General features: G+C 65.5%; 14 protein-coding genes. 10 read left to right on the top strand and 4 right to left on the bottom strand.

What is annotated here, in order from left to right:
• Window positions 1-45: 45 nt before the first annotated feature.
• On the bottom strand, window positions 46-3,861 hold the full coding sequence (locus tag D9V32_RS03435; protein ID WP_121647492.1) for a hypothetical protein: 3,816 nt from the start codon (window positions 3,859-3,861) through the stop codon (window positions 46-48).
• A 252-nt stretch (window positions 3,862-4,113) separates the two neighbouring features.
• Between D9V32_RS03435 and D9V32_RS03430 the strand changes: the two genes are divergently transcribed.
• From D9V32_RS03430 to D9V32_RS03405, 6 genes are all read left to right on the top strand, one after another.
• Window positions 4,114-5,136, top strand: coding sequence for a LacI family DNA-binding transcriptional regulator (locus D9V32_RS03430; protein WP_121647491.1), 1,023 nt, complete (start codon window positions 4,114-4,116; stop codon window positions 5,134-5,136).
• 105 nt (window positions 5,137-5,241) lie between these two features.
• On the top strand, window positions 5,242-6,576 hold the full coding sequence (locus tag D9V32_RS03425; protein WP_121647490.1) for an ABC transporter substrate-binding protein: 1,335 nt from the start codon (window positions 5,242-5,244) through the stop codon (window positions 6,574-6,576).
• Between the two features lie 102 nt (window positions 6,577-6,678).
• A complete protein-coding gene (locus tag D9V32_RS03420) occupies window positions 6,679-7,590 on the top strand; it encodes a carbohydrate ABC transporter permease (RefSeq protein WP_121647489.1) in 912 nt (303 codons plus the stop codon).
• Window positions 7,587-8,456 (top strand): carbohydrate ABC transporter permease, encoded by an 870-nt coding sequence (locus tag D9V32_RS03415; RefSeq protein ID WP_121647488.1) that lies wholly within the window; start codon window positions 7,587-7,589, stop codon window positions 8,454-8,456. Before D9V32_RS03420 ends, D9V32_RS03415 begins: the two co-directional genes overlap by 4 nt.
• Before the next feature lie 46 nt (window positions 8,457-8,502).
• Window positions 8,503-9,591 (top strand): glycoside hydrolase family 130 protein, encoded by a 1,089-nt coding sequence (locus D9V32_RS03410; RefSeq protein WP_220700642.1) that lies wholly within the window; start codon window positions 8,503-8,505, stop codon window positions 9,589-9,591.
• The gene (locus D9V32_RS03405; RefSeq protein ID WP_245982000.1) at window positions 9,588-10,364 is read left to right on the top strand and encodes an HAD-IIB family hydrolase; all 777 of its coding nucleotides are present in this window, start codon (window positions 9,588-9,590) and stop codon (window positions 10,362-10,364) included. Before D9V32_RS03410 ends, D9V32_RS03405 begins: the two co-directional genes overlap by 4 nt.
• A gap of 104 nt (window positions 10,365-10,468) precedes the next feature.
• Here the strand turns inward: D9V32_RS03405 and D9V32_RS03400 are convergent, their stop codons facing one another.
• The 3 genes from D9V32_RS03400 to D9V32_RS03390 all read right to left on the bottom strand — a co-directional run bounded on the left by D9V32_RS03400 (window position 10,469) and on the right by D9V32_RS03390 (window position 14,058).
• On the bottom strand, window positions 10,469-11,014 hold the full coding sequence (locus D9V32_RS03400) for a TetR family transcriptional regulator (protein WP_183086160.1): 546 nt from the start codon (window positions 11,012-11,014) through the stop codon (window positions 10,469-10,471).
• A gap of 225 nt (window positions 11,015-11,239) precedes the next feature.
• Window positions 11,240-12,463 carry a saccharopine dehydrogenase family protein gene (locus D9V32_RS03395; RefSeq protein WP_121647486.1) on the bottom strand — a complete coding sequence of 408 codons (1,224 nt, stop codon included), beginning with the start codon at window positions 12,461-12,463 and terminating at the stop codon, window positions 11,240-11,242.
• A 95-nt stretch (window positions 12,464-12,558) separates the two neighbouring features.
• Entirely contained in the window at window positions 12,559-14,058 is a 1,500-nt protein-coding gene (locus tag D9V32_RS03390; RefSeq protein WP_245981989.1) for an APC family permease, read from the bottom strand.
• Window positions 14,059-14,546: 488 nt separating this feature from the next.
• Here D9V32_RS03390 and D9V32_RS03385 point away from each other — a divergent pair, with 488 nt between their 5' ends.
• The 4 genes from D9V32_RS03385 to D9V32_RS03370 are packed head-to-tail and all read left to right on the top strand — an operon-like array spanning window position 14,547 to window position 19,622.
• On the top strand, window positions 14,547-15,587 hold the full coding sequence (locus D9V32_RS03385; RefSeq protein WP_121647485.1) for a BMP family lipoprotein: 1,041 nt from the start codon (window positions 14,547-14,549) through the stop codon (window positions 15,585-15,587).
• A 14-nt stretch (window positions 15,588-15,601) separates the two neighbouring features.
• Complete coding sequence (locus D9V32_RS03380; protein ID WP_121647484.1) at window positions 15,602-17,116, top strand: ABC transporter ATP-binding protein; 1,515 nt, start codon at window positions 15,602-15,604, stop codon at window positions 17,114-17,116.
• The gene (locus D9V32_RS03375; protein ID WP_183086159.1) at window positions 17,113-18,357 is read left to right on the top strand and encodes an ABC transporter permease; all 1,245 of its coding nucleotides are present in this window, start codon (window positions 17,113-17,115) and stop codon (window positions 18,355-18,357) included. Before D9V32_RS03380 ends, D9V32_RS03375 begins: the two co-directional genes overlap by 4 nt.
• Window positions 18,354-19,622 carry an ABC transporter permease gene (locus D9V32_RS03370; protein WP_121647482.1) on the top strand — a complete coding sequence of 423 codons (1,269 nt, stop codon included), beginning with the start codon at window positions 18,354-18,356 and terminating at the stop codon, window positions 19,620-19,622. The genes D9V32_RS03375 and D9V32_RS03370 overlap by 4 nt, the downstream gene beginning before the upstream one ends.
• The last annotated feature ends 3 nt before the right edge of the window (window positions 19,623-19,625 follow it).

Below are 19,625 nucleotides of genomic sequence, written 5' to 3'. Positions count from 1 at the left end.
CCGGTGAGAAACCCGTTGGTTTCTCACCGGCCATCGCCGTTGTGACTAGATGCTGCGGCGTCGGCGCAGAACGCCCAGCCCGAGGAGCAGCATCAGGATCGCCACACCCCCAACCACCAGCGGGCTGGCACCGGTGTGGGCGAGTCCATCGCCGGGCCCGTTTCCGGGTGCGGGCTGCGTGGGGGTTCCCGTGCCGGGCGAAACCTCGGGAGCGCTCGTGACCGAGGCGGACGGGCCACCCGTCCCCGGGCTCGCAGAGGAGGTTGGTGTCGCGGAGGCGGTTGGGTTCGCAGAGGCGGTCGGTCCCGCGGTTCCGGTCGGGCTGGGCCCCGCGGTTGGGCCCGTGGAGGTACTCGAACTCGGGTGCGGGCTCGACGTCGGCCCCTCCGATGTTCCCGTACTGGGAGATGCCGTCGGTCCGGGGCTCTCCCCCACAACCAGCGCGGCACGGGCCTCGCCGGTTCCATCGGAGACCACCAGCGTGTGGTCACCCGCCGGTGTGTCCGTGGGAATCAGCACCTCCGTCTCGAAGGTGCCCGTGCCGCTCGCGGGCACCGTACCCAACTCGACCGGATCGGAGTGCAGGGTCAGGGTCAGCGTCGCTCCGGCCGCGAACCCCGTGCCGCTCACCGAGATACGCGATCCCGGCACAACCCGTTCTCCCCGAATGGTGATCTGCGGCAGGACCGGGGTTCCGGTGCAGGCGGCGAGCCCCACGGTCTTTCCGGTCGGTGCCGGAATCACCGGGCAGATACTCGGATCCGCGACGGCCGGGCCGGACACCCCGATGTTCTCTCCGGTGATGACCGCGTCAAAGCGCTTGCCCATCCAGCTCACTCCGCTCACTCCACCGGTGCTGTGCCCCAGCCGAACAAACGAGGGGGTCCCCAAATCGGTGCGCACACCGTTTGCAAGGAACACATTGTCGATTAGGTTCGAAATGCCAAACAGTGAGGGGCGCACGCCGCGCGCACCCACCGGCTTTCCGATCGCGCCGGTCTCGTAGTAGACCTCGGCAAACAGTCCCGAGCTGGTCATATCGCGGGTGAGCGAGTGAATGATCACCTCGGCCTCATCGGCCTCCGCGGCCCGCCCGCCATCCAGCAGTCCGTAAACCATCAGCTGAGCATCCGGTGCCTTGATCGCAAACTTGCCGAGGCCCGCGAGCTGCCGGTGTTCGCTGTAGTCATCCTCGAAGCGCTCCCGCACCCCGGCACGGTACTCGGGTGCGAGATCCTCCATGACCAGCGCGGTCGTGGTGTAGAACGACCAGCCCGGGTCGACCCACTGTCCGTGTTCGTTACGGTAGGGGCCGCCCTCGCCCTGGTCCGCCTGCGGCGGAGCACTGCGGGTCGGGTCGAGGTAAACCTTCTGCACGGTGGCCCAGGTCTTGCCGTTTTTGTCCGCCGTGGTGGGGAAGAACCACTCCTCGTAGTTGCGCGTCAGTTCCGGACGCCAGGCGTTCCAGGTGGCGGCATCCTCCGCGTGGCCCAGCTCGGTGGCGATCTGCGCGGCAAACCGCAGGTCGAAGATGAGCGAGGCCACAAACTCGCTATCGCGCTCATCCAGGTAGTTGTGGCCGTGCAGCACCCAGCGCATGTTGTTCTTCTCCCAGGCGAGGTGCAGCTTGAGCGCCTGATAGATGCTCTCGAGCTTCTGCCGGTCGCCGGTGGCCTGATAGAGGATCCAGGCGGTCTGTGCCTTGCGCGAGGGCAGCGATTCGCCGCCCAGCTCGCCGTACTCGTAGGCGTCCGGATCGACCTGGTCGTTGATGAGGGCCATCATTCCCTGGAACGACGCCCAGGCGTTTTCCGGGTCGGTCTGGACGAGCTGCTGCATGCCCAACAGGGAGTCCCAACTGGCCACGTTGCGGGTGCCGGGGGTACCGTTCATCCACATCGAGGGCTTTCCGGTACCGAGCTGGGCAAAGTAGTTGCCGGTTTCGGGTGTTGCGGGCAGGACGTTCATTTCCAGCCCAGCCCAGGCCTGCAGGTAGAAGTGGCGCACCTGCTCCGGGGTGATCCCGCCGGTGGCCACGCGTTCGATTCCGAAGTTGCCGACCATCGGCACGCGTGCCAGGTAGTCATTCCAGAAGTCGCTCCAGTGGGTGTGGGCTCGCGCCGGGGCGTCTCCGGAGATCGCGGCCAGCGCCGCGGCGGAGGCTACCTCGGCGGCCGGGTGCTGAGCATCCCGGATCGCCCAGCTGGCACCGATGGTGTGGCTGCCGCTGTCGGGCAGCGTCGCACCCCAGTATTGTGAACCGGCATCGGGTGTTTCGGTGCCCTGGCGGCCAAATCGCAGCGCGGATTCGGACTCGTAGAAGCGCACTTCTGCCCGAGCAGGGAAGGCGATGGCGAGGCTTGCGTCCCTACCCTCAACGCTCAGCACTCGCCTGGTCGCGTCGTAGTTTCCGGTGCCCGAAAGCGCTCCGGCTACCACCGGCTGTGCCCCGGGGATGCTGCCGGTCACGGTGCGGGTGAAGGCGTCGATGTTACCCGAGTCGAAGCGATCGAGGGTACGGACCTCTCCGCTGAACCCGCTGTAGCGCGCGGCATAGCCGAGCTCGGTCGGGTTCCAGGACGGATTCGCGCTTCGGGCCGTCTTGAGCAGCGCCGATCCGGGGTGGATCTGCAGCTTCTCGACGGTGGTGTGGGTGCCCGCGGTGCCGCGGCCCACCTGGAACAGCTTGATGTAGAAGTCGGTGTTTCCGCTCCAGCCGGTGACCCCGGCGAGGTCGTAGGAGAGCTCTCCCGAGGCGGTGGAGTCCGGTTGCAGCGTGATGTCGTTCCCGGTCAGTGAGCGGTTGACCTTGAGCGCCCAGGCACCGCTTCCGGCCGCGACGCGGAGGGTCAGGATGGGGTTTTCCGTCACGTTCAGGGAAACAGCGCGGGCCCGGTATCCCCATTCCGATCCGGGGAGGGTGAGCGTGGCACCGCCGGCGGCGGCCGGGGTCAGGGTTGTGCCCGCACTATTGTGCGACCAGGCCGTGACCGACTCCGCGGTGAACTCATCGGTCAGCCCGGTGGGCTGCCCCGGTGTGCTACCGGCCTGAGTGGCGATTTCGGCCGCACCAAACACCGTGGTGGCCGGCGCACCCGCTGCCCCTACGGCGAAGAGCTTGAGGGTGAAGGTGGTGACTCCGCGCCACCCGGTTGTGGCCGTGAGATCAAACGTCTTGGCGCCGGTTTCGGTGATGTCATCGGCGTGGAGCTTGATGTCATCCCCGCCTGGCGCAGCCACCTTGAGCGCCCACTTCCCGCTGGTTTCGGGAACGGTCACCGACAGGGTCGCCTGCTCGCGCAGGTCGAGGGTGATTCTCTGTTCGAGGCTCCCCCAGTAGTCTCCGCTGGCGGAGGTGGTGAGGGCCACGGCGCCGCCGGGGCGGGCCTCCGCGGTCAGTCGCTTGAGCGTCCAGGCACCGTTCGGGGCCGTGACATCACCAAAGTCGGCGCGATAGCCGACGGGGACCTCCGGTTCGGGATCGGTGCCCGGGTCGGGCTGCGCATCGGGCCCGGGCTTCAGGAATGTCTGCATGAGGCGATCGGCACGGACCGCCGTATCGTGGGCGTAGAATCCCGTGGAGAGCGGGAGATCCGCGCCGGAGTTTTGTTCCAGCTCGCTTCCGCTGCCATCGAAGTTGTAGGGGTTCAGGACCACCCGCGACTGCGGGACCGAGAGCCACCGCTGCTGGGTGGGTGACTGATCGGCCAGCTCGTCGAGCGTGGGGACGGACGAGAGGGTACCGGGGTCCGGCGGTGTGCCGGGGACTGCCTCGGCGGGGATGCCGGGCAGCGCGAGGGCGCTGGCAACCAGGGTGAGGCCGAGGGCGGCCACCCCCAGACGCGCGGGGATGCTCTTCATTGGGCTCCTTCACGGGCGAGACGCTGCGGTGCGTCGGCCGGATCGATTCGCTATTCGGATACTGCGGCGGCACGACCACGTGCGCCACCGAAACGTTTCGGTTAACGGACGATAGCAGGGACCGCGATCCGAAACAAGGTTTTGGCCCGACTTCCCCCTGCGCGCTGCCATTCTCACCAAACAGGGGCCCACAATGGTTTAGAGTCAAATCGTCGGTGTCACGGCGGATGCGCGACGCGAAGGAGGACTCGGATGGCCCATCGGGTCACGATTAACGATGTGGCCGCACGGTCAGGAGTCGCGATCAGCTCGGTTTCCAGCGCGCTCAACGGGCGCCCCGGAGTCTCTGAGGCGACGCGTGAGAAGATCCTTGCCGCGGCCGAGGAGCTGGGATTCGTTCCGTCGGTGCGGGGGCGCAGCCTCGCGGGTAAGAAAACGTTTTCGGTGGGCCTCGTGGTGCACCGAGACCCCGATGTCCTGGAGCTTGACCCGTTTTTCGGCGGCTTCATTGGCGGCATCGAGTCGTACATCGACGAGCGAGGTTTCGCGCTCGTCCTCCAGACTAGCCCGGGTGCGTCCGAGATTCTCGAACGCTATCGCCGGCTCGCCGCGGGCCGCCGCGTCGACGGCGTCTTCCTCAACGAGCTCGAGGTTGACGACGCGCGCGTTCCCACGGTTCAGGATCTCGGCCTCCCCGCCGTCGGCATCGGTGCCGACGACGCCTTCCCGCTTCCCAGCGTGCGCCAGGATCACCGCCCGGGCATCGACGCCCTGGTAGAGCACCTCACCGAGCTCGGCCACACCCACTTTGCGTTCGTGGGCGGGCCCCCGCGCTTTGTGCACTCGCGCCAGCGCGAACTCGCCTGGCGCGAGAGCCTGACGGCGCGCGGAATCACCCCGGGTCCGGTCGTCGACGGCGGCTTCACCTACGAGGGCGGGATCGCCGCCGCCAACGCGCTGTTGGCCAATCGCACCCGCCCCACCGCGGTCATCTGCGCCAACGACCTCAGCGCGATGGGCTTTATCGCCCAGGCCCAGCATCACGGTTTCGACGTGCCCGGTGACCTCTCCGTCGCCGGCTATGACGGCATCCAGTTGGGCTCGTATCTGCGCCCCACCCTGACCACGATTCAGACATCCCCGAATCAGATTGGGTTCGAGGCCGCACGCCTCCTGCTGCAGGCAATTGATGGCGAACCCACCGTCGATGTGAACGTTCCCGCCGCCGAGCTGGTGATCCGCCACTCGACCGGGCCGGTTCCGTCATCCAACTAAGTTTCTCCTTGCGCCGCCCGCCCCGGGCATGCTAAACCTTGTTTACCGAAACGTTTCGGTTAGGTTCCTTGCCCCGCGGGGCGCAATCACAAGGAGTATCACATCATGGCAACAAGGAAGTTGCGGGCCTCGACGCCCATCCGCCGCACCCTCGTGGGTGTGTCCGCCCTGGCAACCGTCGCGCTCCTCGCGGCGTGCTCGAGCGGAACTGCACCCACCTCATCCGATGGCAAGCCCACCGGCGACCTGCAGATCCTGGTCTCCAGCGCGGACGCTTCGGATGCCGCGTTCAAGGCCATCAACGAGGGCTTTGAAAAGAAGTATCCGGACGTCAAGCTGACCTTCTCCTCGGTATCCAACGACAACTACCCGGCCGCCAAGTCCTCCCGGCTGACCGCGGGAAACGTCGACATCGTGGTGGTCAAGAGCTTCACCGAGGTGCCCGATTTCGCCAAGGAGTCCACCTCGGACGATGTGCTGCTGGCCCGCGCCGGTGGCCTGCTGGAAATCGGCAACGAAAAGTTCCTCTCGAACTACACCCCGAGCGTTCTGGATGCGCAGGAGGTGGACGGTAAGCAGTTCGCGATCCCGACCGGCCTCAGCTACTCGACCGGCGTGTACTACAACAAGGCCGAGTTTGCGAAGCTGGGTCTCTCGGTACCGACCACGTGGAGTGAGTTCGAAAACGTCATCTCCACGATCAAGGGTGCCGGGGATGTTCCGTTTGGCATCGGCGGCAAGGACACCTGGCCCGCCGGCCTCGCGATGCTCGGTGCCGTAGCCGGTGAGTACCCCACGGCCGAGGCCAAGCAGAAGCTGGTCGAGGGGCTGTGGAAGAACACCACCGCGCTGACCGATGCGGGCCCCCAGAGCGTTCTCGACAAGACCGAGACCGTCTTCCAGAACGCCCAGCCCAACTTCGCGGGCACCGGTTATGACGAGATTCCCGCCGCCTTTGCCGCGGGCAAGTTCGCGATGACCGTGGACGGCACCTGGAATGAGCCGACCATCTCGAAGGCCGTCAACGGTGCCTTCGATCTCGGCTACTTCCCGTTCCCCGCCTCGGACAACGCCGCCGATAACTCCGCTCTGAACGGCAAGATCGAGCTACAGCTCGCGGTGGCCGCGAACACCAAGAACAAGACCGCGGCCCTCGCCTGGCTCGAGTACTTCTCCGAGAAGGGCAACTACACCACCTTCGTGGAGAAGTCGGGCTTCTCCCCGACCCAGCCGGACATCACCGCGACGCCATTCCTCGACTCGATCGCGCAGTACACCACCACGTTCCAGCCCGCCTGGGACACCCTGTGGGTGGCCAACAACAAGGCCGGTCAGGACGCCGTGTATCCGTTCAACTACCCGGCTCTCAGCCCGCTGGGTTCGAGCGACGCGGCCAAGGCCGCGCAGTCCGCTCAGGCAGCCTGGAAGGCCGCCTTCTAACCCGTCGGTTCGCCGGCCAACATCGCTCGATCCTCGAGCCCGATCGCTCGTGGGAGGCCCCGCAGCACGCGGGGTCTCCCACCCAGATCCAAGGACGTATCCGTGTCTCAATCCTTCCCATTTCCCCGCCGTGGCCCGGTTCGGCTCACCTTCGGCATCGGGCTCGTGGTGCTCGCCCTGTTCGGGCTGGTCCCGGCCGTGGGTGTGCTCGTGGTGTCCTTCACCGACCTCCGCGGGCTCCCCTATCTACCCGTGAACTGGGTGGGTATTCAGAACTACCTCGACTTCTTCTCCCCCGCCAAATGGAGCGACAGCGCCAACGCGCTGAGCAACACCATCGTGTTCGCCTTCTTCAGTACGATCTTCCAGATCGCGCTGGCCCTCGGTATCGCGATCCTGCTGAACAAGCCGCTGCGCGGTCGCAACTTCTACCGGGCCGTGGTGTTTATGCCCACGGTGCTGGGGGTGACGGTGACCGGCCTGGTCTTCTCCCTGCTGTTCAACGTGAGCGGTGGCCCGGCCACCTCGGTGCTGTCCTGGTTTGGCGGCGAATCGGCATTCTTCGGTGATCCCAAGATTGCCCTCGCGCTGGTCATCGTGGCGCAGATCTGGATGGTCCTCGGTGTCTCCGTGGTGATCTTCCTCTCGGGACTGCAGGCCATTCCCGAGGAACTCCACGAGGCCGCAAACATCGACGGTGCATCCGGATGGCAGCGTTTCCGCTTCCTGACCATCCCGATGCTGGCCCCATCGATCACGGCAAACGTGCTCCTGGGCATCGTCAATGCGCTGCAGAGCTACCAGCTCACCTACGTCCTCACCGGACCCAATAACCACTCCACCCAGGTCCTCTCTCTGCTCGTCTATGTGCAGGGCTTCGGTGGGAAATCGGGAACCACCCTCTCGCAGTCACAGGGCTACGCGGCATCGATCTCGATGGTGCAGTTTGTCCTGGTGGGTGCCGTGAGCCTGATCGCGCTGTGGTTCCTGCGCCGACGAGAGGCCAAACTGTGAGCGCCCCCACCCTGACCCGCCGCGACGCCGCGGCCTCCACCACCCCGGCCCCTCGGCGCCGGAAGAAGCTGCGCATCGGCGCCTACCTGCTGATCGCCCTGATCCTGCTGGTCTTCCTGTTTCCGCTGGCCTACCTGCTCAACACCGCGCTGAAGTCGAATGCGGAGTTCATCGCGGATCCGGTCGGGATCGTCCGCGATCCGCAGTGGGCCAACTTCCTCGACGCCTGGAACCAGGGAAACTTTGGCTCCTACATCCTCAACAGCGTGCTCTACACGGGCGTGGGCGCGGCCATCGGAACGTTCATCGCCCTGGTGATGGCATTCCCCGTCTCTCGCGGATACATCCGTGGCGGCAAGTGGTGGTCGATCCTGTTTGTGGTGGTGCTATTCCTCCCCAACGCCCTGATCACCCAGTTCCAGTTGCTCTACCGGCTGAGCCTCTACGACAACCGGCTCGGCTACATCCTGATGGTGGGTGTGGGCGTCGGGATCGGCCCGCTGCTGTTCAGCGGATTCGTGAAGTCCATCCCGGTTGAACTCGACGAGGCCGCGGCGCTGGATGGCGTCGGCTACTGGCGCTACCTGTTTAGCTTCGTGTTCCCGCTGGCCAAGCCCGCCCTGGCGACGATCTTCATCCTGCAGGCGGTGTGGATCTGGAACGAGATCATACTCGCGACCGTGCTCCTGGCGGACCCGAGTAAGTTCCCGGTCACGGTCGGTCTCTACGCGTTCAAGGGCACGTATTCGAATCAGTGGCCACTCCTCGCGGCCGCCACCTTCATCGTCGCCGCGCCCCTCATCATCGGCTACATCTTCATTCAGCGCTACCTGGTTAGCGGCGTCATCGGCGCCGTCAAGGGTTAGCCTCCACACCTCGCGCCTCCGGCGCACACTCTCAGAAAGTTTCACCATGACAATTCCTCAGCCCAACGCGCCGAAAATCCCCTACGTGCTGGATCGTCTCGGCGTGCTGATGCGCCCCGAACCCGGCAACCCGCTCGAGACCGAGGGCGTGCTGAACCCCGCGACCGCCTGGGGCAGCGACGGCGAGCTGTACCTCTACCCGCGCCTGGTTTCGGCGGGCAACGTGTCTCGGGTTGGCCGGGCGCGCATCGTCCTGGATGACTCCGGTGTCCCGGTTGATGTGGAGCGTCTCTCCCCCGTGCTGGAGGCCGATCGCGGCTGGGAGCACGGCACCAATCACGGCGGCGTGGAGGATCCCCGGATCACCCACATCCCGCAGATCGGCACCCACGTGATGACCTACGTCGCGTTCGGACCGACCGGGCCGCGCCCCGCCCTGGCCGTATCGAGTGATGGCGAGCGCTGGACCCGACTGGGCCCGATTCTGTTCGCCTACGAGGACACACTGGACACCGATCTCAATCTGTTCCCGAACAAGGACGTGCTGTTCTTCCCCGAGGTCGTTCCGGGGCCGGATGGCGTGCCGAGCATCGCGATGCTGCACCGCCCGATGTGGGACTTCAGCTTCGTGCGCCCCGAGGAGGCACCCCCGCTGCCCGCCGGCACGACCGATGATCGCGCGAGCGTCTGGATCTCCTATGTGCCGCTCGCCGAGGTGGAGCGCGACATCCGCGCGCTGACCCGGCCCGCCGGCCACCGCTTCGTCGCGGGTTCGGAGTTTGAGTGGGAGGCCCTCAAGATCGGTGCGGGCCCGGCACCGCTGCGCGTGCCCGAGGGCTGGCTGGTGCTGTACCACGGCGTCACCGGAACGGTGGTGGGCGGGGCCTTTGTGCCGCAGGACAACGTGCACTATGTCGCGGGGGCGCTGCTGCTGGATGCCGAGGACCCCTCCCGGGTGCTCAATCGTACGGCCGAGCCGCTGCTGGTTCCGGAGACCGCCGAGGAAACCTCGGGAACCGTCGCCAACGTGGTCTTCCCCACCGCGATCGAGAAGATCGGCGAGCGACACTTCGTGTTTTACGGCATGGCCGATTCGATGATCGGCGTCGCTGAGCTGCGCCGCACGGCTCCGTGAGCACGCCGATAAGCGGTCCCGAGACGCTGCCGGAACTCCTGGTGTTTGACCTGGATGACACCCTGGCACCGTCGAAGACCCGGCTGCCCGATGAGATGGCGCGGGAGTTTACGCGGCTACTGCCGCACACCCGGCTCGCGGTGATTTCGGGCGGGCAGATCGGCCAGTTCCGCAGCCAGATCATCGAGGCGTTGGAGGACGCAGGTGCCACGCACCTTGAAAACCTGCACCTGATGCCCACCTGCGGCACCCAGTACTACCGCTACGCGCAGGGGGCCTGGGAGCGTCGCTATGTCGAAGCGCTGAGTGAGGATGAAAAGACACGTGCGCTGAGCGCGGTCGAGGAGTCCGCGCGGCAGCTCGGCCTGTGGGCCGAGAGCGCCTGGGGCGAGGTTCTGGAAGATCGCGAGTCGCAGATCACGTTCTCGGCCCTCGGCCAGGAGGCCCCGGTCGAGGCCAAGTACGGCTGGGATCCCAGCGGTGAGAAGAAGGCAGCCCTGCGTGCCCGCGTGGCCGAACGGCTGCCGGATCTCGAGGTGCGTGCCGGCGGCTCCACCTCGATCGACATCACCCGCCGCGGCCGCGACAAGGCCTACGGGATGACCCGTCTGCTCGAGGCGACCGGTGTTGAACTCTCCGACGTGCTGTTTTTCGGCGATCAGTTGCAGCCCGGCGGTAACGACCATGCGGTCGCGGCCATGGGGGCACGGGTCGTCGAGGTGACCGGCTGGCCGGACACCCTCGACCGCCTCCGGGCGCTGCCCGCGGGCTAGCTCACATCAATGCAATGCCCCTCACGACCCGGGTCGTGAGGGGCATTGCATTGAAGGGGGCTTCCGTGACGCACGGCTTCTGCGCTAGTGAAAGCGCGGCTCAGCTAAGAGACGGCGGGCTTGCCGAGCGTGCCGATCAGGTCGGCCACCGCGGCGATCGAATCCTCGGCGAGGAAGGGATCACTCTCCTCCCCGATGATGTCCGTATGGTAGGCGATACCGTCTCCGGCCAGCAGGACGAGGCGCGCCAGGGTGTCGTCGCCGAGGGCTTCGACCAGCACCTCGAACCAGCGGTCCCGGGCCCAGCGCAGGGTTACCCAGGCGTCGTTGTTGCCCGCCTGGCCGAGGCGAGTGGCGGCCACCACGAGGCGTTCCAGCGGCGATGAGTACTCCAGTGAGGTGCCCACGTAGTAGCGCGCGGCACCCTCGGGAGCGACCCGCATGGCCGCGGCATCCTCGGTGACGAGCACGTGCAGGCGGCTCAGGATCTCGCTGTCCATGGCCTCACGTGAACGGAAGTGGTGCAGCAGGCCGGCCTTCGAAAGTCCGCTACGCTTGGCGATCGCGTCGATGCTGGCCGAGCGCACGCCCTGCACCACGAGGAGGTCAACGTAGGCCTCAATGATCTGATCCGGTTTGCTCTGCTCCATGAGGTTTCCAGTCTGGCACATCCAACCGGTCGGTCGTGCATGAGTCCGTGCATGACACGATGCGGTGTGCGTGATCGGACAGAATCACGCACACCGCATCCGCTCGACGGGAACCCTCACCGTAACGAGCGCCAAACGCCGGCCATACCCTAACCGGACGTTCCCGGGGATGCGCGGCGGGCGTGCACGCGCATCCCCGGTGTTTATGGGGTGGAGTCGGAGCGGTTAGCGCTCGACGATTCCCCAGGCCGATCCGTAGCCCTGCGGCTCGGCGGCGGCCAGGAGCTCGAGGAACGGCTTGGCGTCGAAGGCCTCGGGGCCGAGCACGCCGGCACCGTTCCAGGTACCGTTGGCCAGGAGTTCGAGGGCCACAACCGGGTTGATCGCGGTCTGCCAAACCACCGCCTGCGAGTTATCGCGGGCCATGGTCTCCTCGTTGTCTGCCACGTGGTACAGGTACAGCGACTTCTTGGTGCCGTCCTTGTGGGTTCCGGTCACGAGCACGCCGGCGCAGGTCTTACCCTTCATCAGCGGGCCCAGGGTTGCGGGGTCGGGCAGCACGGCGGCCACCACGTCGCGCGGGGACACCTGCTGGCCGCGCACGGTCACCGGTTCGGTCCTGTCGAGGCCGAGCTTGTTCAGGGTCTTCAGCACCTCGATGAACTCGTTGCCGAGGCCGTACTTGAACTCGACCTTCTTGGCGTCGATCCAGCGCGGCATGAGGTGTACCTCTTCGTGCTCCACGTTCACGCACTCGACCTCGCCGATGCCCTCGGGGAACTCGAAGGTGATGGGGTCGGAGAAGGGCTCCACCGCGTGCCAGCCACCCTTGTCTACGTCCCACAGGATCGGCGGGTTCAGGCACTCCTCGATGGTGGTCCAGATGGAGAACGACGGAGCGAACTCGTAGCCCTCGACGGTCAGGTTTGCACCGTCACGCACCGAGAGCTCGTCGATCTCATCGAAGAGTTCGTCGGCGGCGTAGCGGGCGAAGACGTCGGAGAGGCCGGGCTCGACACCGATGCCCACGAGCGCGAGCTGGCCGTCTTCCTTCCACTCGTCGGCCACGGCGAACTGGTCGTCACCGAGCTTGACGTTGGTCTTGCTGAAGGGCTCCTCGGGGTGACGGATCGACAGGCTCATGGCCATGTCGAGGTAGGTCACACCGGCCGCCCGCACGCCGTTGAAGATCGGCATCACGAAGCGGGGATCCACGGCGTTCAGGACGTGGGTGGCACCGGTCTCGCGGATCAGGGCCTCGACGGCGTCGGCGCTCGAGGCGTCCACCTGGGCGGCGGCGTAGCGTGGGTCACCGATCTCGGCGACGAGGGCTTCCGGGCGCGCGGGGTCGTAGTCGGCCAGGGTCAGCTTCTCGAAGAAGGGACGACGGGTTGCGATCCGAGCGGCTGCACTGCCGACGCCGCCGGCGCCGATGATCAGGATGTGCATGATTCTTCTTTCTGTTGGGAAATCTTGCTACTGGGAAATCTGGGTATTGAGAAAACGAGTTGTTCGGAAAACCGGGGCGGAATAGCGTGGGCGGTTCAGGATTCGGGAACCATAACCGGGGTTTCGCGGTTGAGCGACCTTCCGGTGAAGAACTCCTTCGCCCCAGGGAAGCGCGACCAGACGGCCATCACGACGAGGCCCAGGAGCAGCGATCCGACACCCATCACGAACGTGCCGCTGGTGCCAAGGAGCTGGGTTTCGCCGTAGTTCGGGTCGAACATGTTGACCGCCGAGATGATGAACACCGCGGCCATCATCAGCCCGCCGATGAGCGGAAGCACGAGCCGGAAGACGAGGTTGCGACCGCTGTCGAAGAGGTTGCGACGGAAGAACCAGATGCAGGCAAACGAGGTGATCGTGTAGTACATGGCCACCGCGAGGGAGGTGCTTTCGATGGTGTCGGCGAGGATGTTGCCGCTGAGGAGGGACATTCCGACGTAGAACACGATGGAGACGACGCCCATGAAGATGGTGGAGAAGCCGGGGGTGGAGTACTTCGGGGTGATCTTCGCAAACGCGCGGGGAAGGCCACGGTAGACGCCCATCGCGAGGGTGCCGCGGGCGGTGGGCAGAATGGTGGTCTGGCAGGTCGAGAGTGCCGAGACGAACACCGCGAACACGAGCACCCAGCCCCAGTCGCCGAGCGCGTCGGTGCGCAGGGCGTAGAAGACATCCTCGGCACCGTCGGGGTTGGCGAGGCCGATGCCGGTGGTACCAACGCCGGCGTGCATCATGGCCAGCAGGGTCATGCCGATGTAGGTGATGAGCAGCACCACGGTAGAGAGCAGGGCCGCGAGGCCCGGGGTGGTGCGCGGGTTCTTGGTCTCCTCGGCGAGGGAGAGGCAGGTGTCCCAACCCCAGTAGATGAAGATGGCGAGCAGTACGGCCTGGATGAACCCAGCCGGGTTGTCCGCGGCGAACGGGTTGAACCACTCCCACGAGAAGTTGGTGTGGGCGAAGGCCCCGTTGCCGATGGCCAGCGCCAGGCCGATGCAGAACGCGATGATCGCGATGTATTGCAGCGCCATCAGCACGTTTTGGGTGAGGGCTCCGGCCTCAACCGCGCGGTAGGACACCCAGGTCATCACCACGATGATGAGCGCGCCGAGGCCCACCACGAGGGCGTGGTTCTTGGCGAGGGAGCCGTCACCGATCATGAGCAGCAGGTACTTCGAAGCCACCTCGGTTTGGCTGGACATCACGATGACGCCGGCCACGAAGACGCCCCATCCGGCCATCCATCCGGCGCGCGGCCCGAAGGCCTTGGTGGCCCAGGTGAAGGCGGTTCCGGCGTCGGGCACCGCGGTGTTGAGCTCGCGGTAGGCGAAGGCCGTAAGGCACATCGGGACGAATGCGACGATCAGCGCGATGGGCGCCTGTGCCCCCGCGGCCATCACGATGAATCCGAGGGTCGCGGCGAGCGAGTACAGCGGGGCGGTTGAACCGAGGCCGATGACGGTCGAGGCGATCAGACCCAGCTTGCCGTGGGCAAGCCCTTTCCCGGCGGCGGTGGCCGAGTCGATGTTAACGCTCACGCTAACTCCTTCAGAACGAGTGTGGGGGATGTTCCGTGGTTGAGGTCTGCAGTGACCTCCCAACCATTCGGTCGGTTGGTAGGTTTATGGTGCCATGCGCCCGGCGGCTCGTCAACCAATCGAACCCACAAAACCCCTCGCAAGGAACGCTCTTCGGAGGTTTCGTCAGCCGCAACCTTCGTCCCCTGCCGCGAAACGACGGGGATTTTTGACGGCAAACCCCACACTAAAATCCTCGTGTAAATTTCGTGTTTCGCGCGGCTGGGAGGCGGCCGGATTGCCCCCGCTTCACCACCCCGCGCCACGGTAAGCGCGACGATTAAGCGGAACTCGAAGGATTCGACACTCCACATGCGCCGCGACGCCATCCTCTCGAAGCGCGAGCTTGCTATCTCGAATCTAATCGATTAGATTAACGTCCAATCTAATCGATTAGATTATGACGACGATGCTCCCCCCTGCTCGTCAAAACACAAAGGACGGTTGAAATGAACAGTGTTGTTCGAAAATCGAGTTTCGGTATTGCGCTCCTCATGAGCGCCACGCTCGCGGGCTGCGGAGCGGCGCCCACGGAGGCGCCGGCCGCGGGGTCGGGTGCCAAGAACTGCATGGTGACCGACATCAACGGGCCCGATGATCGCGCGTTTAACCAGGCGGCGTTTACCGGCCTCAAGGAGGTGGCCGGCACCGCCGGAACACCGCCCACCGTGGTCGTGTCAAAGACCGAGGCAGACTACGACGGAAACGTCAGCGCCCTCGTGAGCCAGGGCTGCAACATCATCGTTGGTGTGGGTTTCCCCCTCGCCGACGCGGTGAACGCTGCGGCGGCAAAATCCCCCGCTCAGAACTTTGCCCTCGTGGACGAGACCTCGTCTGAGCCCAACGTGAAGTCCCTCGTATTCGACACCCGACAGGCCGCGTTCCTCGCCGGATACGCCGCCGCGAGCTACAGCAAGGCGGGCATCGTGGGCACCTACGGCGGTATTCAGATTCCACCCATCGTCCAGTTCATGGAGGGCTTCACCCGGGGTGTGAGCTATTTCAACGAGGCCCATCAAAAGTCCGTGCGCGTCATCGGTTGGGAGAGCGACACCCAGAACGGAACCTTCGTGGGCGGTTTTGAGGCCAACGAGAAGGCAAAGACCACTGCGGTCGGCATCATCGATCAGGGTGCCGACGTCATCATGCCGGTGGGCGGACCGATCTTCCTGGCGGCGGCCGAGGCCATCCACGACTCGGGCAAGTCCGTCGCGCTGATCGGTGTCGACAGCGATGCCTACGAGTCGGCCCCGGAGATCAGGGACCTCTTCCTCACCTCGGTCATCAAGCGCGTCAACGTGGCGGTTGCGAAGGTGGCCGCCGAGTCGAACAGCGGCAAGTTCAACGCCGAACCGTATACCGGGACACTCGAAAACGATGGTGTGGGTATTGCGCCGTTCCACAGCTTTGGCTCGAAGGTTTCACCCGATCTCATGGCGGAGCTTGGCGAGGTGACCTCGAAGATTATCGACGGCACCATCGCCTTCTGAAACGAGAACACCGTATGAAACTCGAACTCCGCGGCATCACCAAGCGCTTCGGCGCGGTGACCGCAAATGACGGTATCGACCTCACCATTTCCCCGGGCAAGATTCACTGCCTGCTCGGTGAAAACGGTGCCGGGAAGTCCACACTGATGAATGTGCTCTACGGCCTCTATCGGCCCGATGAGGGCGAGATTCTTCTGGATGACGACCCGCAATACTTCTCCGGTCCCGGCGATGCGATGCGTGCCGGAATCGGTATGGTGCACCAGCACTTCATGCTGATCCCCGTCTTCACCGTCGCCGAGAACCTGATCCTGGGTAATGAGTCCACCCGCTTCGGCGGCCGCCTCGACCTCGAGGGTGCACGTCGGCGGGTGCGTGAAATCTCTGATCGCTTCGGATTTGACCTTGATCCGGACGCGCGGGTGCAGGACCTGCCCGTGGGCGCGCAACAGCGCGTGGAGATCGTCAAGGCGCTCAGCAGGGACGCCTCGGTCCTCGTATTCGACGAGCCCTCCGCGGTCCTGACCCCCACCGAAACCGACGAGCTCATGCAGATTATGCGTGATTTGCGCGATGCGGGGCGGGCGATCGTGTTCATCACCCACAAGCTGCGTGAGGTGCGCGAGGTCGCCGATGAAATCACCATCATCCGCCACGGCCGTGTGGTGGGGCAGGCCGAGGCTGGTTCGACAAACACCGAGCTTGCCGCGCTGATGGTGGGGCGCAGCGTTCAGCTCACGGTGTCAAAGACACCGGCACTGCCGGGCCCGGATGCGCTCATCCTCTCCGAGGTCACGGTGCGTGGCGAGAATGGGAGGGTCGCGGTGGATGGTGTGAGCCTCACCGTGCGCCGCGGGGAGGTCCTCGCGATCGCCGGGGTGGAGGGCAACGGGCAGACCGAACTGGCCCAGTCCCTCCTCGGGCTGCACCCCGAAGCCGAGGGATCCATCACCCTGGGCGGTTCGGAAATCCTGGGTCGCAGCGTTCGCGAGGTACTGGATGCCGGGGTGGGCTTCGTGCCCGAGGATCGGGGAAAGCACGGCCTGATCGGCACGTTCCCGGTGGCCGACAACCTGATCCTTGACCGCCTCAACTCCGATGCCTTTGTGCGTCGGGGCACGATCAGGCCCCGCGCGCGCGATGACTTTGCGCACGCCAGTATCGCCGAGTACGACATTCGTACCGAGAGCGCATCCACCCCCGTGGGGACCCTCTCCGGCGGTAACCAGCAGAAGGTCGTGATCGCACGTGAGCTGAGCCGTGACCTGCAGCTCTTCGTGGCGGCGCAGCCCACGCGCGGAGTGGACGTGGGCTCGATTGAGTTCATTCACCGGCGAATCATCGAGACCCGAGACGCGGGGGTTCCGGTGGTTCTGGTATCGGCTGAACTCGACGAGGTTATCGCTCTCGCCGACCGCATTGCCGTGATGTATCGCGGCAAGATTGTCGGCGTTGTTCCGCCCGATACCTCCCGTGAGGATCTGGGAATGATGATGGCCGGTATCTACCCGGCAGGAATGGCAGCATGAGTACTCACAAAACTCCGGTGACGTCTTCGGCGACGCGAATGCGGCGCGCGGTCACGGAAATCCTTTCGGGTAGCGGAACCATCTCGTTCCTCTCGGTCCTGCTGGCGTTCGTCGCCGGAGGGATCCTGATCGCCGCCACCAATGCACGGGTCACCGCCTCTCTCGGCTACTTTTTCAGCCGTCCGGGTGACACGATCGCGGCGATCGGCGACGCGGTTTTTGGTGCCTATTCCGCGCTGTTTCAGGGCGCGGTGTTCAACTTCTCGGCCCCGGATCTCCTCACCGGTCTGCGCCCCCTGGCCGATTCGCTGACCTATGCAACCCCGCTCATCGCGGCCGGGCTCGGAGTCGCAATCGCGTTTCGTGCGGGCCTGTTCAATATCGGCGGGCGTGGTCAGATGCTCGTGGCCGCCGCCTGCTCGGGCGCCATCGGCATCGCCGTCGATCTGCCCTACGGGCTCCACCTCGTGGTGGCGGTGCTCGGTGGCGTGATCGGCGGCGCGCTCTGGGGCGGCATTGCCGGCTACCTCAAGGCCCGAAACGGGGCGCACGAGGTGATCGTCACGATCATGCTCAACTACATCGCGTTCTACCTGGTTTCGTACCTGCTGCGCACTCCGGGTCTGCTTCAGGCCCCCGGTTCGGTCAACCCGAAAACCGCACCGATGCAGCCCACCGCGGTGTTCCCCGAGCTTCTCGGCCCCGGCACGAGGCTGCACGCCGGGTTCCTGCTGGTGATCGCGGTCACGTTCCTCGCGGCCTGGTTCCTCAACCGTTCCCGCCTGGGGTTCACGTTCCGCGCGATCGGCGAAAACCCGGATGCCGCACGGATTGCCGGGATGAAGGTGCCCCGCAGCTACCTGCAGATCATGCTCATTTCCGGTGGTCTCGTCGGTCTGGCGGGGTCGATCCAGGTGCTTGGCACGGTCACCACGGGTTTCGGTTCGGGCATCGATGCGGCGGTGGGTTTTGACGCCATCACCGTGGCGCTGCTCGGCCGCTCGCGCCCGTGGGGTGTGTTCTGTGCCGGGATCCTCTTTGGCGGGTTCAAGGCCGGCGGTTTTGTGATGCAGGCGTCGCAGGGTGTGTCGATCGACATTGTGGTGGTTGTGCAGGCGCTGATCGTCCTGTTCATCGCCGCGCCCCCGCTCATTCGGGCGGTCTTCCGCCTTCCCGAGGCGCCCCGTACTGTGCCTCGTCGCCCCCGCGCTCTCTCGCCGAAGGAATCGATTACCGTATGACCTCCTCAACGCTTTCTCCGCTGCGCGGTACCGGCCGGCAGATTCGTCTGTCGAAGATCCCGACCATTCTTGTGATCTGCACGGTGCTGTTGACCGTCCTGGTGCTTGCACATCCCGGATCCGCCCTCACGACGTTCCGGCTCTCCACGGAGCAGGACTTCATGCAGCTCCCCGCCATCGCGTTCCCCAGCCGTGGGGGCGCACTGGCCCTGGTCGTCGCGCTCGCGGCCCTGAGCGCAGTCTCCATCCGAGATGATCATCGGCGGGGACGTACCGGGCGCTGGGTGATCATTCTCTTCTCCGTGCTGGCGCTGATCTGCGCGCTCACGGTGCTGGGTGCCGGCCAAACGATTCCCGTTCCCGGGCTCCTGGTGGGCGCGCTCGCGCTGAGCGTACCGCTCACGTTTGGGGCGCTCGGCGGCGTGATTTCCGAACGAGCCGGCATCATCAACGTTGCGATCGAGGGGCAGATGCTCGCCGGAGCATTTGTCTCCGCGGTGGTGGCCTCCGTGACCCGTAGCGCGGTGGCCGGGCTGTTGGCCGCGCTGATTGCCGGTGCGGTGGTCTCCTCCGTCCTGGCGCTGTTCGCGATTCGCTACCTGGTCAACCAGGTCATCGTGGGCGTTGTCCTCAACGTGCTCGTGACCGGGCTCACCAGCTTCCTGTTTTCGCAGATTCTGTCGATCAACCCGTCGTTGAATGCGCCGGAGCGTTTCGCCCGCATCCCGATTCCCCTGCTGAGCGAGGTTCCGATTCTCGGGCCGGTGTTCTTCCGTCAGACGGTCATCGTCTACCTCATGTACGTGAGTATCGCGCTGGTGGCCTACGTGCTCTTCTTTACCCGCTGGGGTTTGCGGGTGCGCGCGGTGGGTGAGCATCCCCTCGCCGCGGACACCGTGGGTATCCGGGTGAATACGACCCGTTTTCTCGCGGTGCTGATCGCGGGTGGCATTGCCGGAATCGGCGGGGCGTATTTCACCCTCGGTTCCGTGGGCGCATTCAACAAGGAGATGACCGCGGGGGCCGGGTTTATTGCCCTGGCCGCGGTGATCTTCGGGCGTTGGGATCCGATCCGTGCGACCCTCGCCGCCCTCCTGTTCGGTTTTGCGAGCAGCATTCAGAACGTCCTGGGCATCATCGGATCCGCGCTCCCGAGCGAGTTCCTTCTTGCGCTCCCCTACGCGGTCACCATCCTCGCGGTCGCCGGCTTTGTCGGCACCGTGCATCCACCGGCGGCATCCGGAAAACCGTACGTCGCCTCCTAAGAC

The sequence above is a fragment of the Mycetocola tolaasinivorans genome (assembly GCF_003667565.1).
GTDB lineage: Bacteria > Actinomycetota > Actinomycetes > Actinomycetales > Microbacteriaceae > Mycetocola > Mycetocola tolaasinivorans.
Note: the sequence above shows the minus strand (reverse complement) of the source record. Positions and strands in the feature narration are given on the sequence as shown.